Source organism: Nitriliruptor alkaliphilus DSM 45188, from assembly GCF_000969705.1.
GTDB classification, from domain to species: Bacteria; Actinomycetota; Nitriliruptoria; order Nitriliruptorales; family Nitriliruptoraceae; genus Nitriliruptor; species Nitriliruptor alkaliphilus.
This window is the reverse complement of record NZ_KQ033901.1, coordinates 4,118,496-4,133,477: the sequence shown is the minus strand read 5'-3', so window position 1 is coordinate 4,133,477 and position 14,982 is coordinate 4,118,496. Positions and strand designations below refer to the sequence as shown.

Sequence of the window (14,982 nt, the reverse complement as noted above, 5' to 3'; positions counted from 1 at the left end):
GACCGAAGAAGAATCGGTACCCCGCGGAGCCCCAGAGGAAGGTCGCACGCGTCATGGTCGGAGCGTAGCACCGGTTCCGCGCGGTCGCCGCGCGCTGCTCGGCAGCGGCCCCGGACGGCCCGTTCGGTACTACCCTCCTCGCCCGACCGACGCTGCGTCCGGCGTCCGGTCGCCCTCCCTCGCCGGACGCCGGAGCGTGTCGTTGACCGAGCAGCCGAGGACCTGCCCCTCCTGCGAGGCCGCGAACCGACCGGCTCGGGAGCTGTGCGCCCGCTGCGGTGCCGGGCTCGACGACGGCGTCCTACCTCCGCACCCCGTGCGTCGCGAAGCGCCCGACCCGCCGGTCATCGAGCCGAGGAAGGTCGCCCCGCACCGGTGGCTGGTGCCGATCGTGGGGGCGGTCGCGCTGGTCGTGATCCTCGTGCTGGCGCTGACGCTCGCGGGTCTCGGACCGTTGGCCCGCGGCCCGGACGTCCCCGGGGCCGACTTCGACGCCGACCGGTACGGCGACGAGCCGGGTCCGCTGCTCCTCTCCGACGTCGCGACGCGCACCACCGCCCCGGACGCCGATGCCGAGGCTGCTGCCGCCATCGCCGACGGCGACCCGACGACCGCGTGGCGGTCGGACGGCACCGCGGCGGCGGACCGCGACGTGCTCGACACCATCGACCTCGTGCTCGACGAGCCGGCCTGGGTCGCGTCGCTCGAGCTGCGCAACGGCGATCACCTCGACCGGGAGGCCTACGACACGTCGGCGCGCCTGCGCGAGGTCCGGCTGCGGTTCGACGGTGGGGTGGTGGTCGACGCCGACCTGCTCGACCTGGGTCTGCGTGCGCAGCAGGTGGTGCTCCCCGAGCCGGTGCTCACCACGGTGCTGCGCATCGACGTCCTGCGGGCGGTTGAGGGGCCCAACGACCAGCTCGCCCTGTCGGGTGTCGAGCTGATCGGGTGGCTGGCGGTCGGCGATCACGTCGAGCTGGCCGCGGATCGTGCCCGCGCCGAGCCTGCGACCGGCCCGGCCTCGCCGGCCCCGCCGGTCGGGTTCGGTCGGCCCCCCGGGTAGCTCAGTCGTCGTAGGCGAACACCAGGACGGACGCGCCGGGCAGCAGCTCGGCCCCGGGGCCGGGGTCCTGCTCGAAGACCCGACCGGGGTTGAAGAACGCGCCGACGCCACCGCGTCGCTCGACCTCGACGTCGAAGCCGAGCCCCTCGAGGATCTCGATCGCCTCGCCGAGCAGCTTGTTGCGCACGTTCGGGACCTCGATCGGCTGCGGTCCGTCCGACAGGGTCAGCCCGATCGTGGCGCCGCGGTCGACCTCGTTGCCGGGCCCCGGGGACTGGGCGATGACCTGCCCGACGGGCCGATCCGAGAACTCGCGTCCGGCGAGCTCGCCCTGCAGACCGAGCTCGCGCAGCGCCGCCTGGGCCTCCTGCAGGGTGCTGCCGGTGAGGTCGGGGACCTCGCGAGGTCGTGGACCGCGGCTGACGACCAGGTCGACCGTCGAGGTCTCGTCGAGCACCTCGCCGGCCGGCGGGTCGGAGGAGATCACCAGGTCGGCCGCGACGTCCTCGTGGAAGTCGGCGGCGACCTCGCCGAGCTGGAGACCGGCGGCGGTCAGCGTCTGTTCGGCCTCCTCGACGGTCCCGCCCCGCAGGTCGTCGACCTCGATCTGGCGGGGCCCGGCCGAGACCACGAGGGTGACGGTCTCGCCCTGCCGCGCCTCGCCGGTGGGGTCCTGGCTGATCACGTTGCCGGCGAGGACGTCCAGGCTGTGGGGGCGTTCGTCGTCGACGACGACCTCGAAACCGGCTTCCTCGAGGGCACGGACGGCGGAGGTGAGCGGGGAGTCGACGACCGCGGGGATCCCCGTGACAGGGGCGAGCACCCGGTCCCACAGCAGGTACCCGCCGAGGGCGGACGCGCCGAGCAGACCGAGCACCACCACGAGGGCGATCAGCCACCGCCGGCCGCGACGCGGGCGAGCCGGGGCCGCCTCACCATCGTCGTCCTCGTGCCCGTGGAGTTCGGCGCCGTCGACCAGGACGGCACCGTCGCTGCCGTCACTGCCGTCGCTGCCGTCGCCCAGGTCCGCGAGCCAGGCGACGGGACCGTCCGTGCCGTCGTCCTCGTGGTCCTCGTGGTCCTCGTGCGCGTCGTCCACGGCCCCGTCCGGCGGCCGGGGCGGCCACAGCTGCGCCCCGTCGGCGTCCCACGCGACCGAGGGCTCGTCGTCCACCGACGCATCCGCGGTGGTGGCACCCGCGATGGTGGTCTCCTGGGCCTCGGGACCGAGGACGGCCGTGCCGCTGTCCGGCTGCTCGAGCGGATCGACGTCGGCTGCGAACAGCCCGGGGAGCGGGGCCGCGCCGGCCGGCACCGCCCCGGTGAGCGCCGCGGCGAAGGCCGCTGCGTCGGGGTAGCGGTCGGCGGCCACCGGCTGCGTGGCGCGACGCACGACCGCATCGAGGGCCGGCGGGACCGACGCCTCGACCGACGAGGGGGCCGGGACGCGTTGGGAGGTGTGCTGGACGGCGGTCGCGAACGGCGAGTCGGCCTCGAACGGCGGCCTGCCGGTCAGCAGTTCGAAGAGCACGACCCCGAGGGCGTACACGTCGGCGCGCGGGTCGAGCGGCTCGCCGCGGACGGCCTCGGGCGACAGGTAGTGCGGGCTGCCGACGAGCACGTCGGTGCCGAAGGTGGACGTGGCGCTGGCCGCAGCCCGTGCCAGCCCGAAGTCGGTGACCCGGACGGTGCCGTCGAGGCCCAGCAGGAGGTTCTCGGGCTTGACGTCACGGTGCACGAGGCCGGCGCTGTGCGCGGCGCCGAGCCCGGCGGCCGCCGGACCGAGGACGCTGACGACCTCCTCGGGGTGGAGACGGCGACGGTGGCGCAGCACCTCACGCAGCGACGGCCCGTCGATCAGCTGCAGCACCAGGAACGGGCCCTCGTCGGTCTCGCCCCAGTCGTGGACCGCGACCACGTTCGGGTGCGACAGGGCCGCGGCGGCCCGCGCCTCGCGGCGGAACCGGTCGAGGAACGCCGGGTCGGAGGCCAGGTGCGCGTGCAGCAGCTTGACGGCCACGTCGCGGTCGAGGACCTCGTCCCGGGCGCGGTGCACCGTGGCCATGCCACCCCGGCCGAGGATCCCACGCAGGACGTAGCGTCCGCCGACGCGTGTTGGCGTCGACGGATCGCGCGCGACGTGGGTGCCCACCGGCGTGTCCTTCACAGGGCGTGAGGGTACGGGACCTGCTGCGGGGGTCCGTGGAGGGTGGTGCGGCCGGACGGCACGTCGGTCGCGGGGACCTCAGTGGCGCTCGCGGTCGTGCCGGTCGACCCGGTCGCGCAGGGACTCGTACAGCGTCCGCAGCTCCTCGACCTCGCCCTTGAGCTCGTCGGTGGCCCCGCGGACCTGGTCGAGCGTGGCGCGCAGGTCCGACGCAGCGGCGTCGACGGCCTCCTTGGCCGCCGCGCTGGCCTGGTCGGTCGTGGCCGCGGACGCGTCCAGCGCGTTGATGCGGTCCTCGAGTTCGTCGAGGCCAGCACGCAACGTGACGAGGGGGTCCTCCGCCTCCTCGTCGTCCTCGTCGATCGGCTCGGCCAGGGCCGCGAGGTCCTCCTCGAGCGCGGCCACGCGCTCGGCCAGCTCGGCGTCCTCGTCGGCGCGTGACTCGTGCGCGGCACGGAGCGCGTCGAGCTCGCCCTGCAGCCCGTCGTCGTCACCGGCGCACGCGGCGGTCCCCAGCGCCAGGACGACGGCGAGGGCGAGGGAGGCGGCGTGGCGGGTGGAGGAGAGCACGGCCGGGGAGGGTACGCGCCCGGGCGGCGAGGTCGAGGAGGTGGCACCGGTACGGTCCCGCGACGGGACCAGGCGATCGTGAGGGTGGCGGTGAGCGAGGGCGGCGACGGTGGTGGCGATCAGCTCGAGGCCGACCTCGCCGCGCTCGGGTTCCGCAGCACGGGGGTGAGCCGCCGAGGGCGGACCTGGTCGCTGGCCTACAACCGGTTCCTGCGCTTCAGCCTGCACGAGTACCCGGCTGACGGCGGGCGGGTGCGGTTGCTGCTGTCGTGGTCGTTCGCGTGGGGCGAGTACGTCCTCGACCGCGGGTGGCAGCTGTCGGTGACCGACGAGTCGACCGCTGAGCTGTACCCCGCCGGTGACGTGGTCGTCGCGCCCGATCCCGACGCCGTCCGCGGCGAGGTGCTGCGGGTGCTGTCCACCCTCCGTCTCGACCTCGGCTCCCCGGACCTCTAGCGGCGCGGTGACGGCGGGTTCCCGCCCCGGTCGTGGACCGACGTCCGGCCGGTGGTCGGACGCCACCGCCGGTGTCCGGTCGGTCGGGAGCGCGCGGGATCGGCACGTCGCACGGTGGCCTGGCGCCGCTCGCCGCGCCCGCGCGGCACCGGCGCGCATCCCCCCGCACCTGCCTGCACCACCCGACCGAAGGAACCACCGTGGCCACCGTCGCCTTCCTCGTCGCACACGAGGGCATCGAACAGGTCGAGCTGACCCAGCCGTGGCGCGATGTCCGGGACGCCGGTGCGACGCCGGTCCTGCTGTCCACCACCGACGGCGAGGTCCAGGGCTTCGATCACCTGGAGCCGGCCGACACCTTCGAGGTCGACCACGAGGTGTCCGCCGTCTCGGTGGACGACTTCGACCTCGTCGTGCTGCCGGGCGGGGTCGCCAACCCCGATGTGCTGCGCATGGACGAGGACGCCGTGGCGTTCGTCAAGGCAGCGATCGATGGCGGGACCCCCGTCGCCGCCATCTGCCACGCGCCGTGGATGCTGGTCGAAGCCGATGCGGTCCGCGGGCGCACCGTGACCTCCTGGCCGAGCCTGAGGACCGACCTGCGCAACGCCGGGGCGACCTGGGTCGACGAGGAGCTCGTCGTGGACCGGGAGGGCCCCGGTGCGCTGATCACCAGCCGCAAGCCCGACGACCTCGAGGCGTTCGGCAAGGCGGTCGTCGCCGAGCTCGAGGGCCGCTGACACCGGCTCGCGGGTTACCCTCGCCGTCCCCGAGACGCTCCCTGCACCCGAGGCTGTCCGTGTCCGACGTCGTGGACGATCCCGCCGCCGAGGCGCCGGTGCCGGTGGTGGACTTCCCGCGCACGCTGCGTCGCCTGCGGATCTCGCTCAGCGTCATCGGTGGGTTGGTGCTCGTCGCCTGGGTCATCGTCGGTGCGATCGGGGACGGGTGGTCACTGCGGCTGCTCGCTGAGCTGGTCGGCGTCGGGCTGTTCGCGAGCTTCGCCGTCGAGGTCGTGGTCGTCGGTGGCTCGGCCGCGCGCGGCCTGCTGCGCGCCGGCGAACGAGGCGACCGCCTCGCCGCAGCCGACGTGTCGCTCCTGCCGCCGCAGCTCACCCGTCGCCGGCGCCGCTGAGGCCGCTCAGAACGCCTGGAGGCGTGCCTCGAGGTCCTGGACGTCGACCACGTTGTCCCACCGGGCCTGGATGGTGCCGTCGCCGTCCACCAGGAAGACCCAGGGCTCGTTGCCGCCGCCCTCGGTCTGGATCCACTCGGCCGCGGCATCGTTGAGCTCGCGCGCCTCGAAGTCGCGCCACACCTCGATGTGCACGAACGCAGCGGTGTCCTCGTACTCGGTCGCCACCATCGCGAGCTTCGTGGTGAGCGGGCCGCAGAACGCACTGACGCAGTAAGTGGGCGTGGACAGGATCACCACGACCGGCATCCCTTCGTCGAGGGCGTCCGCGATGGTGGTGTCGTGCAGGTGGGCGTCGGGGACCTCGTCGTCCTCGCCCTGCGCGCGGGAGTCGACGGACACCGGGAGGGCGTCGCCGGCCTCCACGTCCGCGATCGTCAGGTTCTGGCTGCGTGGGGCCTCGTCGCCGACGTCGGGGACCTCGGGCTCGGGCAGCACCTCGAAGGTGACCCGGCCCTGCCGCGTGGTGCCGTCCGCGAGCTCGGCGGTGACCTGCAGCCCGTAGAAGCCGGGCTCCTCGAGGTCGACGAACGCTTCGTAGACCCCCGTCCCGGCCTCGCCGACGAGCACCATCGGCTGGTCGGTCGGCTCGATCTCGGGCTCGAGACCGAGGACGGGCAGGTACCGCGCGGTCGCCTCGATGTCCAGCGGCGCTTCACCGCCGGTCTCGTCACCGAGGTAGCCGAGCTCGAAGGTCACCTCCCCGAAGGCGATCTGGGCGGCATCCAGGGTGAGCACACCGGCCAGCAGGCGGCGGTCCTCGCCCGCGGCGACGTCGTAGCTCGCCACGATCACGGCCAGCTCCTGCTCGGCGGCCTGGGGGGACGGGGCGTCATCGGCCGCCTGGCCGTCGTCACCGTCCCCGTTGCAGGCGGTGAGCAGGAGGGCCACGGCGGTGAGGAACGCGGGGGCGCGGCGGGACACGAGGCGACGCATGGGAGCTCCGGGTCGGGCGGGAGGTCGGCAGCAGGGTACGCGGGGTGGGTGAGGCATCCAGCACGCTGCTGCGGTGCGGTGGTGCGCGGAGGCAGCGGCCGGGGGCCGGGTGTGGCAGCCTCGCGGGGTGCGTCCTCCTCCGGTGCTCCGTCGTCGGGCGGCCCGTCTCGGGTCGGCCCTCGTCGCGCTGGCCGTGGTCGCCGCTGGCTGCACGGACACGACGGGGGGAGGGCCGGACGACGACCCCCCGCTCCGGGTGGCGGTGAGCGACGATGCCGAAGCGACGCTGCTCGGTCACGTCGTCGTGGCGCTCCTCGCCGCCGAGGACATCGCGGCGGAGGTGCGCCCGTACACCGATGCGCGCGACGCCCAGCAGGCGCTCGAGCTCGGCGCCGCGGAACTGCGGATCGGGTACACCGGCGAGGCGTGGCTCGAGACGCTCGGCCGGGCCGACCCGCCGGGCGACCCCGAGGCCAGCTTCGGGCCGGTCCGGCGGCACGGGGAACGGCGCGGCATCGTGTGGCTGCCACCGCGGTTCACCGAGGAGGTGGAGGGACCACCGGCGAACGCGACCTTCGCGTTCGCGGTCGCAGGTTCGCCCTCCCCGGACGCCGACCTGCGCACCGTGTCGCAGCTCGCCGCCCGGCTGTCGGAGCGGCCGGAGGCCAGCGTCTGCGTCGATCGGGAGTTCGGGACGCGCCCGGATGGGCTCCGCGCGGTGCTCGAGGCCTACCGCGTGAGGACCGACCGGCAGTTCCTGGCCGCGACGCCGGACGAAGCCGTTGCGGGGGTCGCTGCGGGGGACTGCCTCGCGGGGCTCACGACCGCGACCGACGGCCAGGCGGGCGCGGCGGGACTCCAGCTGCTGGTCGACGATCTCGAGGTCTTCCCGGCGTTCGTGCCGGCGGTGCAGGTGCGCGAGGAGATCCTCCTCGACCGGCCGGAGGTGGGGGAGGCGTTGGCGCCGCTCGGCGAGGAGCTGACGTCCGCGCTGCTCCGGGGCTACAACGCGCGGCTGGTCGCCGGGGAGCCGGTGGAGGTGGTCGCCCGTGAGGCGGCCGAGGAGCTGCGCGCCCGGCTGGCGACCCGGCGCAGCGTGGACGCCGAGGACACCGGGGACGCGGGAGGTGGGGAGGACGCGGGGGACGGGGAGGACCGCGGGGACGCGGCGGACACCGAGGACGTCGAGAGCTGACCGCCCGCCCTCGCGCGGTGGCCGGTCGGGAGGGGACCCGGGGTAGCGCGCTGTCGCACCGGCGCCGTACCGTCGTTGCACTCGAACACACGTTCGAACCGCGTGTGGGGTGAGTGATCACGAGAGGTGGTGGGGAGGTGACGAAGCGGTACCGCGAGGAGCTCGACGAGGTGATCACCGGCGGAGGGTCGGACGCAGCGGAGGCCGATCCGCGAGGTGCAGGGGCACCGACCGAGTTCCGGTGGCGGGGACGGTCCTACACGGTGCTGCAGGTGCTCGGACACTGGCGCGAGGACGCCGGGTGGTGGCGCCGTCCGGACGGGGTGCCGATCCAGCTCGAACGCACCGATCTGTGGCGGGTCGAGGCGCAGAACGGACGTCCCACCCGCGGGGTCTACGAGTTGGTGCGCCGGGGTGAGACCTGGCGGCTCGATCGGGTGTGGGACTGAGCCAGGTCAGGACCCGGCCGGCCGGGCGGGCGTCCAGGGGGCGCAGATCACCGAACCAGGGGAACCTGATGCCCGCCCCGACCCCGATGAGGAGGTGGCCGAGGTGCGCACGCCGATCACCGCCGGGGTCGCCGTCGGCCTCCTCCTCGTGGCGTGCAGCCCACCGGACCTGACCCCGGAGGACGGTGACGGTCTCCCCGGCCCGGCCGGGGCCGAGGAGGCGGAAGGTGACGATCCGCTGGCCGGTGACCCGTTCGCCGACGTGCCCGAGATCCCCGACATCCCGGCTCCCGAACCGGACGTCCCGGGCTCGCCGGGTTCCCCCGAGGACCGGGCGCTGGCACCCCCGACGGCCTGTGACCCGGACGATCTCGCCGCGATGGACGCGGTCATCGCGGGCCAGCTGGCGGCGTTCGCGGCCGACGACTGGGAGGCAGCCCTCGGCTTCGCCTCGGACGAGTTCCGGGCGGGGATGGACCCGGAGACCTTCGCGGCGGTGATCGAGGAGGGCTATCCGGTCGCGGCGGACGCCGCCGAGCACCGCTCCGAGGCGTGCGTGACGCGCGGCGGTGGCGCGGCCGAGGTCCGCGTCGAGGTCGTGGCGACCGACGGGGACACGGCCGGGATGGTCTACCTGCTGGTCGACGAGGACGGGTGGGCGATCGCCGGCGCCGTCCCCGTCCCCCTCGAGGTCGACGCCCCGGATACCACGACCGTCTGACCCCCCTTCCGCGGCCGGATGGACGGCCCATCGGCCCGTCAAGGTCAGGTCGCAGCGGTCCGATGGACACGGTGATCGCGCCGCCCCGTGGCGCTCGACACCCAGGAGATCCACCGTGTACGACGACGTGCTCGGCATCGCCGGGGCAGGGACCGCGGCTGGCGCTGCGGTCCTGGCCACCACCGGTATCGGCTACAGCCAGTTCCTGATCCTCGCCTGGGGGCTCTGCCTGGCGGGTGTGCTGGTGCTCGCCGGCACCGCCCGCGTGCGTGCACGGGCCAAGCGCCGGGGGTGAGACGCCTCCTACCAGTCGCCGCCGCCGCTGCGGTCTGGTCGGTCCTCGGCTACCGGGCGTTCCTGCTGAGCCGGACCGCTGGCGCCGTGGCGCTGGTCTTCTTCGGCCTGTTCTGCCTGCGCATCGCGCTCGCCTGGCGCGACCGGCCGGGGTCCGGGACGGCACCGATCGCGGACGTCGCGGTGGTCCTGCCGGTCTTCAACGAGGACCCCGAGCTGCTGCGGCGCTGCCTGGTGTCGCTGACGGAGCAGTCGCGGCTGCCCTCGCGGGTCTGGCTGGTCGACGACGGTTCCCACGACACCGCTGCGATCGAGCTCGCTGCCGCCTTCGTGGCACCGTTCCCGATCCACGTCCTGCGCTGCGAGGAGAACCGCGGCAAGCGCGCCATCCAGGCGGAGGCGTTCGGCCGCGACTACCTCGCCGAGGTCTTCGTGACCTCCGACAGCGACACGATCTTCGACCGGCACGCCATCGCTGAGGGCCTGCGCCGCTTCGCGTCGCCGGACGTCACCGCGGTCGCGGGCGTGGTCCGGCCGCTCAACCGTGCCCGGAACCTGCTGACCCGCATCCAGGACGCGGAGTACCTCGCTTCCTTCCTCGTCGGCCGCGCGTCGCTGTCGAGCCTGCGCGGCTCGATCCTGGTCACCTCCGGCGGTCTGGCCTTCTACCGGGCCGAGGTGGTACGCGAGGTGCTCGAGGAGTACCTCGGACAGACGTTCGCGGGACGGCCGGTGCACACCGGTGACGACCGGATGCTCACCCAGCTGTGCCTGCAGCGGGGTCGGGTCGTCCTCCAGCACACCGCCGTCGCCGAGACGGCCGTCCCCGAGCAGCTCTCTCACCTCCTCCGCCAACGCGTGCGCTGGAGCCGCTCGTTCTGGGTCAACAGCCTGTGGGTCCTGACGAACATGACCGCCCGCGGTCTGCCGTTCTGGATCACCGTCTACCACCTGACCAGCGTCCTGGCCTTCGCGCTCATGCTGGGTGCGTTGGCCATCCTCGTGCCGACGGCGAGCCTCCTCTTCCTCGGTGTCTACCTGGCCACCTCGGTCGTCCTGGGCTACCTGCAGGCAGCTCGGCTGCTGGTCGTGAGCCTGCCGGGGGACACCCCGGGCCGGCAGCTGGCGACCTACCTCGCCGTCGGGGCGGCGGTGCTGTTCAACCTCATCGTGCTCGTGCCCGTCCGGTTCTGGGCGCTGATCCGGGTCCGGGACGTCACCCGGTGGGGGACCCGAGCCGAGGTCGAGGTCACGGTCGCCACGCTCGCCAGCGCGATCCTGTTCACCGCCGGACAGCCGGCGAGGCGCTCGGCGCCGGCCGCTGCGCGGACACCGGCCCGGCCGGTCACCGGGGCGACCCCGGCACAGCCGGTCACGGTGGCGCCCCGGGCCCACCGCGCGCCGGGGACCCCGTCCCCGCCGCCGACGGTCCCACCGCCCGGTGCGCCTCGCAGCACCCCCGCGCCGACGGTCCTACCGCCCGGTGCGGCGTTCCCGCGCACGGGCCCCTCCGAGGCCTCACCGGTGGGGCGCCCGCACGTCGCTGGTGGCGCCGCACCGCTGTTCGCAGCGCACATCCCGACCGGCCGGCCACGCCGGTCCGACCTCCGGCGCCGTTCCCGCCGCCGCCAGTGGGAGATCGTGGGTCAGCGTCGGGTCGACGAGCTCCGCGTCCCCGCGTCCCCGCGTCGCCGGTAGGCGTCGGCGCGGCGTGCTCGCCTCCGCTCCGCGGGCAGGTCTCGCCTCCGCGGGGGGCGCTCGCCCTCCGGACTCGCTCGCGCCGCAGGGCTCGCTCCGCTCGTCCTGCGAGCCCCCGCTGCGGCGACCCCCACCCGCTGCGCTGCCTGGCTCAGGTCGCGGGCGCCCACCTCGCTCCGGGCGCGGCGGGAACGTGACCGGCGGGGCGGGGGACGCCCGGCGGTTGGCCGTCGGTCGCACGTCGGCCCTACCGTGGCGGCCACATCGAACATACGTTCGGTACCGGCGAGGTGAAGGAGGTGACGAGGTGGCCAGCTCACGCAGGTGGTCGCCACAGGAGCACGCCGAGGGGGTCGAGGAGCGGGCGGTCGAGGTGCGGCGCGCGGCTGAGGCCGCGGAGGCGCTGCACCGCGCCGAACGGGCCCGTCCGGCCGGCCCGGCCACGCCGCCGTTCGCCCACCTCGCGGTGCGGTCCTCCTTCTCGATGCGGGACGGCGCGATCCGGCCACGCGAACTCGCGGCGGCCGCGGCAGCCGCCGGGATGACCCACGTGGCGTTGACCGACCGCGACGGGCTGTACGGCGCGGTGCGCTTCGCCCAGGCCGCGGCCGCGGAGGGGGTGACGCCGGTGTACGGCGCCGACCTCGCCCTCGCCCCGGACCTCGATCGGCCGGGCTGGTCGGTCACGCGCGGGGGGCGTGACCGACCAGCGCCGAACCGGACCGGCCGCGATCCACGGGCGAGCCGACCCGGTCGCGGGCCGGGGTGGCTCGAGGACGACGCCCCGCGGGTGCGCTTCCTCGCCCGTGACGCGGACGGGTACGCGGACGTGTGCGGCCTCGTGACGGCCGCCCACGGCCACGCCCGCAGCGACCCGCACCTGGCCGCCGAGGCGCTCGCGGGCGCCACCTCCGGAGGTGTGGTGGCCCTCCTCGGTCCGGACGCGCCCGTCGGACGGCTGCTCGCCACCGACCGGATGGATGCCGCCGAGGTCGAGCTCGGCCGCTGGCTCGACGTGTTCGGCCGGGAGGGGGTGCGCCTGGCGGTCCGCCACCACCACGTCGGCCCGGGGACCCGTCCCGGTCCCGGTGGGGTGGTCGAGCCCGGCGACGACGTGCGCATCCGTCGGACGCTCACGCTGGCCGAACGGGTCGGGGTCCGGGCGGTCGCCGTCAACGACGTGCGCTACCTCACCCCCGAGGACGTGATGGTCGCCGACGTCCTGGCGTGCGTGCGCCAACAGGTCCCGCTCGGTCGCCGACACCTCGGCCGGTCCACCGCCGAGGCGTGGTTGACCACACCCGCGCAGATGCACGCCCGCTTCCACGAGCGTCCCGACCTGCTCGTGGCGGCGCACGAGCTCGCGATCTCGTGCGAGGTCGACCTCGGGATCGGCGGGCTGCAGGTCCCACGGCTGACCGGGATGTCGCCCGAGGCCGCGGCGGGTGAGCTCCACCGTCGCTGCTGGTCCGGGGTCGCCGACCGCTACCCACGGATCACCCCGCAGGTCCGCGAACGGCTCGAACGCGAGCTGGCGATGGTGGACCGCCTCGGGCTGCACGACCTGTTCCTCGCCGTCGCCGACGTCATCGCCGACGTCCGCGAGCTCGGCGTGCTGGCCGCCTGCCGGGGTTCGGCCGCGGGGAGCCTGGTGTGCTTCGCGCTGCGCATCAGCGACGTGGACCCGATCGCCAACGGCCTGGCGTTCGAACGCTTCATGAACCCCTACCGCGACGAGCTGCCGGACATCGACGTGGACGTCGAGTCCCACCGGCGCGAGGACGTCTACGACCTGGTGATGGCTCGCTTCGGCGAGCACCGCACCGCCTGCGTCGCCATGCTCGAGACCTTCCAGGCGCGGTCGGCGATCCGCGAGGTCGGCAAGGCGCTCGGGATGCCGGCGATGGAGCTCGACGCGATCGCCAAGGCGTTCAACCGGTCCCGGGCCCGCGACGTGCGACGGGCCGTCGACACGCTGCCCGAGCTGCGTGGCAGCCGGTTCGACGCGGGACAGCTCGACCTGCTGTTCGACCTCGTGGAACGCATCGACGGCTTCCCACGCCACCTCGCGCTGCACCCGTGCGGGATCCTGCTGGCCGACGACACGCTGACCCGCCGCACGCCGCTCGAGCGATCGGCCAACGGGTTCGCGGTGAGCCAGTTCGACAAGGACGACGTCGCGGCGCTCGGGCTGCTCAAGCTCGACGTGCTCGGGGTGCGGATGCTGTCGGCGATGCGCCACTGCCTCGACCTCGTCAACGGCACCGGCGGTGAGCGCACCGTCGTCCTCCCGGGCTCGGGGAGCGGAGGATCCGCTGGGGACGGCACCGAGGTGCACCTGCCCGGATGGACCGCGTCACGGGTCCCCGACCCGACGCTGCCGGGACGTGACGACAGCGGCTGCCTCGCGGTCGGTGTCATCCCCGACACCGACCCGGCGACCTACGAGCTGATCCGCTCCACCCACTCGGTGGGGGTGTTCCAGATCGAGTCGCCGGGCCAACGCGAGCTGCTCGGACGGTTGCAACCCGACCGGTTCGGGGACCTGGTCACCGAGATCTCGCTGTTCCGTCCCGGGCCGGTGAAGGCCGACATGGTCACGCCGTACGTGGCCCGACGGCACGGCGAGGAGACCTTCGCCCACGTCCACCCGGCCCTCGGCCCGGTGCTCGACGAGACCTACGGCGTGATCGTCTACCACGAGCAGGTCATGGGGGTCCTGTCGGCCCTCACCGGCTGCGACCTGGCCTACGCCGACCTGCTGCGACGCCAGCTCGGGGACGAGACCAAGCGCCCCGCCATCCGCGGGTGGTTCCTGTCGCGGGCCCGCGACAGGGGGGTGCCGGACGACGCGGCCGAACGGATCTGGGACCAGCTCGCCTCGTTCGCCTCCTTCGGGTTCTGCAAGGCCCACGCCGCGGCGTTCGCCGTCCCGACGGTCCGGTCGGCGTTCCTCAAGGCCCACGTGCTGCCCGAGTTCCTCGCGGGCCTCCTGACCCACGACCCCGGGATGTACCCCCGCCGGATGATCCTGGAGGAGGCCCGGCTGTTCGGCGTGGCGGTGCTCCCCCCGGACGTGAACCGCTCCCACGCGCCGTACACCGTCGAGGTGGTGGACCGGGGGATGGCCGACCACCTCCTCGGGCTCACCGCTGCGGTCCGGGCGGCGCAGCGCGGCGAGGACCCGAGGCCCCACCTGCCGCCCGGGTGGCGGTGGGGTCACCCGTCGACCGCCGTCGGAGGTGGTGCGGTCGTCACCGCGGCGGGCCCGGTTCCACCCTCCGGGTACGACGCCGGTAAGGCGGGTGGCGGGTACCGCCACGCCATCCGGGTCGGGCTGCAGGATGTGCGCAACATCACCGACGCCGAGGTCGATGCGCTCCTGGTCGGCCGACCGTTCACCTCCCTCGAGGACGTTCGGGCACGCGGTGGGCTCAGCCGTCCGGTCGCCGAAGCGCTGGTCGAGGTCGGCGCGTTCGACCAGGTCGCCGGCCTCGGACGGCGGGGTGGCCCCGCGTCGCGTGGGGCGTGCCGACTGGCGGTCGAGGAGCTGTGGCGCGATCGCCGCGGCGGCCGGGGCGGCCAGGCCGGGCGGGGCGGGCGGGGCGGGCGGGTCCCACCACTGGGCGCTACCGGTCCGGCCGAGCAGGCCGCGTTCGACCTGCACGCCGACCACACCCCCGAGCTCCCCGACGACGTCGAGGCGGCCCGGGTCCGGGCCGAGCTCGCGGCCACCGGGATGGACGTGTCCCGCCACGTGCTGAGCTTCTACGAGCCGCTGCTGGATCTGCTCGGGGTGACCCGGGCCTGCGACCTGCCACGCGCACCGACCCAGGGCACCGTCCGGGTGGCCGGGGTGAAGGTCGCGGTGCAGTCCCCGGCGCAGCGGTCGGGGCAGCGGGTGTTGTTCCTGTCCCTCGACGACCGGACGGGCCAGACCCAGACCACCTACTTCGAGCGCAGCCTCGACGACTGTGCCTGGACCGTCCTGCATGCCTGGCTGCTGGTCGCCGAAGGGCGCGTGTCACGACGCGGACGGCTCGGTGCCACCGTCACGGGGACGCGGGCGTGGGATCTGTCGCGGCTGTGGCGCGCCTGGCAGGAGGGGTGGCTGGACGCGGCGCTGGAGGAGCGCGGGACCCCCGCGCCGCACGAGCGGACCGTCAGCAAGCCGCGGGGTCTCGAAGCGTCCGAGTTCGGCCGTGGATCGCGGTGAGCACCCAGGTGCGGGCGGCGAC

At 74.6% G+C, this 14,982-nt stretch carries 13 protein-coding genes; 10 read left to right on the top strand and 3 right to left on the bottom strand.

From position 1 onward, the window contains the following. Window positions 1-202: 202 nt before the first annotated feature. On the top strand, window positions 203-1,063 hold the full coding sequence (locus tag NITAL_RS19100; protein WP_169786898.1) for an NADase-type glycan-binding domain-containing protein: 861 nt from the start codon (window positions 203-205) through the stop codon (window positions 1,061-1,063). A gap of 1 nt (window position 1,064) precedes the next feature. On the opposite strand, the gene pknB is transcribed toward NITAL_RS19100, so the two are convergent. Then, on the bottom strand, window positions 1,065-3,230 hold the full coding sequence (pknB, locus tag NITAL_RS19095; RefSeq protein ID WP_157041958.1) for a Stk1 family PASTA domain-containing Ser/Thr kinase: 2,166 nt from the start codon (window positions 3,228-3,230) through the stop codon (window positions 1,065-1,067). Window positions 3,231-3,308: 78 nt separating this feature from the next. After that, the gene (locus NITAL_RS19090) at window positions 3,309-3,800 is read right to left on the bottom strand and encodes a hypothetical protein (protein ID WP_052667734.1); all 492 of its coding nucleotides are present in this window, start codon (window positions 3,798-3,800) and stop codon (window positions 3,309-3,311) included. A 90-nt stretch (window positions 3,801-3,890) separates the two neighbouring features. Here NITAL_RS19090 and NITAL_RS19085 point away from each other — a divergent pair, with 90 nt between their 5' ends. From NITAL_RS19085 to NITAL_RS19075, 3 genes are all read left to right on the top strand, one after another. Further along, on the top strand, window positions 3,891-4,256 hold the full coding sequence (locus NITAL_RS19085; protein WP_169786897.1) for a hypothetical protein: 366 nt from the start codon (window positions 3,891-3,893) through the stop codon (window positions 4,254-4,256). A 200-nt stretch (window positions 4,257-4,456) separates the two neighbouring features. Next, complete coding sequence (locus NITAL_RS19080) at window positions 4,457-4,996, top strand: type 1 glutamine amidotransferase domain-containing protein (RefSeq protein WP_052669814.1); 540 nt, start codon at window positions 4,457-4,459, stop codon at window positions 4,994-4,996. A 59-nt stretch (window positions 4,997-5,055) separates the two neighbouring features. After that, window positions 5,056-5,391: a hypothetical protein gene (locus NITAL_RS19075; RefSeq protein ID WP_052667730.1), complete on the top strand. Its 336-nt coding sequence runs from the start codon at window positions 5,056-5,058 to the stop codon at window positions 5,389-5,391. A gap of 6 nt (window positions 5,392-5,397) precedes the next feature. On the opposite strand, the gene NITAL_RS19070 is transcribed toward NITAL_RS19075, so the two are convergent. Further along, a complete protein-coding gene (locus NITAL_RS19070) occupies window positions 5,398-6,387 on the bottom strand; it encodes a hypothetical protein (protein WP_052667729.1) in 990 nt (329 codons plus the stop codon). A 127-nt stretch (window positions 6,388-6,514) separates the two neighbouring features. Between NITAL_RS19070 and NITAL_RS19065 the strand changes: the two genes are divergently transcribed. From NITAL_RS19065 to NITAL_RS19040, 6 genes are all read left to right on the top strand, one after another. Then, window positions 6,515-7,582: a glycine betaine ABC transporter substrate-binding protein gene (locus NITAL_RS19065; protein WP_211262517.1), complete on the top strand. Its 1,068-nt coding sequence runs from the start codon at window positions 6,515-6,517 to the stop codon at window positions 7,580-7,582. Window positions 7,583-7,719: 137 nt separating this feature from the next. Further along, on the top strand, window positions 7,720-8,031 hold the full coding sequence (locus tag NITAL_RS19060; protein WP_052667727.1) for a DUF6504 family protein: 312 nt from the start codon (window positions 7,720-7,722) through the stop codon (window positions 8,029-8,031). Between the two features lie 103 nt (window positions 8,032-8,134). After that, window positions 8,135-8,752, top strand: coding sequence for a DUF4864 domain-containing protein (locus NITAL_RS19055; RefSeq protein WP_157041957.1), 618 nt, complete (start codon window positions 8,135-8,137; stop codon window positions 8,750-8,752). Window positions 8,753-8,867: 115 nt separating this feature from the next. After that, window positions 8,868-9,047, top strand: a complete 180-nt coding sequence (locus NITAL_RS28180) for a hypothetical protein (protein WP_052667725.1) — start codon at window positions 8,868-8,870, stop codon at window positions 9,045-9,047. Continuing rightward, entirely contained in the window at window positions 9,044-10,744 is a 1,701-nt protein-coding gene (locus tag NITAL_RS19045) for a glycosyltransferase (protein ID WP_052667724.1), read from the top strand. The genes NITAL_RS28180 and NITAL_RS19045 overlap by 4 nt, the downstream gene beginning before the upstream one ends. 307 nt (window positions 10,745-11,051) lie before the next feature. Next, window positions 11,052-14,960, top strand: a complete 3,909-nt coding sequence (locus NITAL_RS19040) for a DNA polymerase III subunit alpha (RefSeq protein ID WP_052667723.1) — start codon at window positions 11,052-11,054, stop codon at window positions 14,958-14,960. The last annotated feature ends 22 nt before the right edge of the window (window positions 14,961-14,982 follow it).

Excerpts from the sequence above, each read along its gene's own strand:
- NITAL_RS19070 (WP_052667729.1), bottom strand. The coding sequence starts at position 6,387 with ATGCGTCGCCTCGTGTCCCGCCGCGCCCCCGCGTTCCTCACCGCCGTG.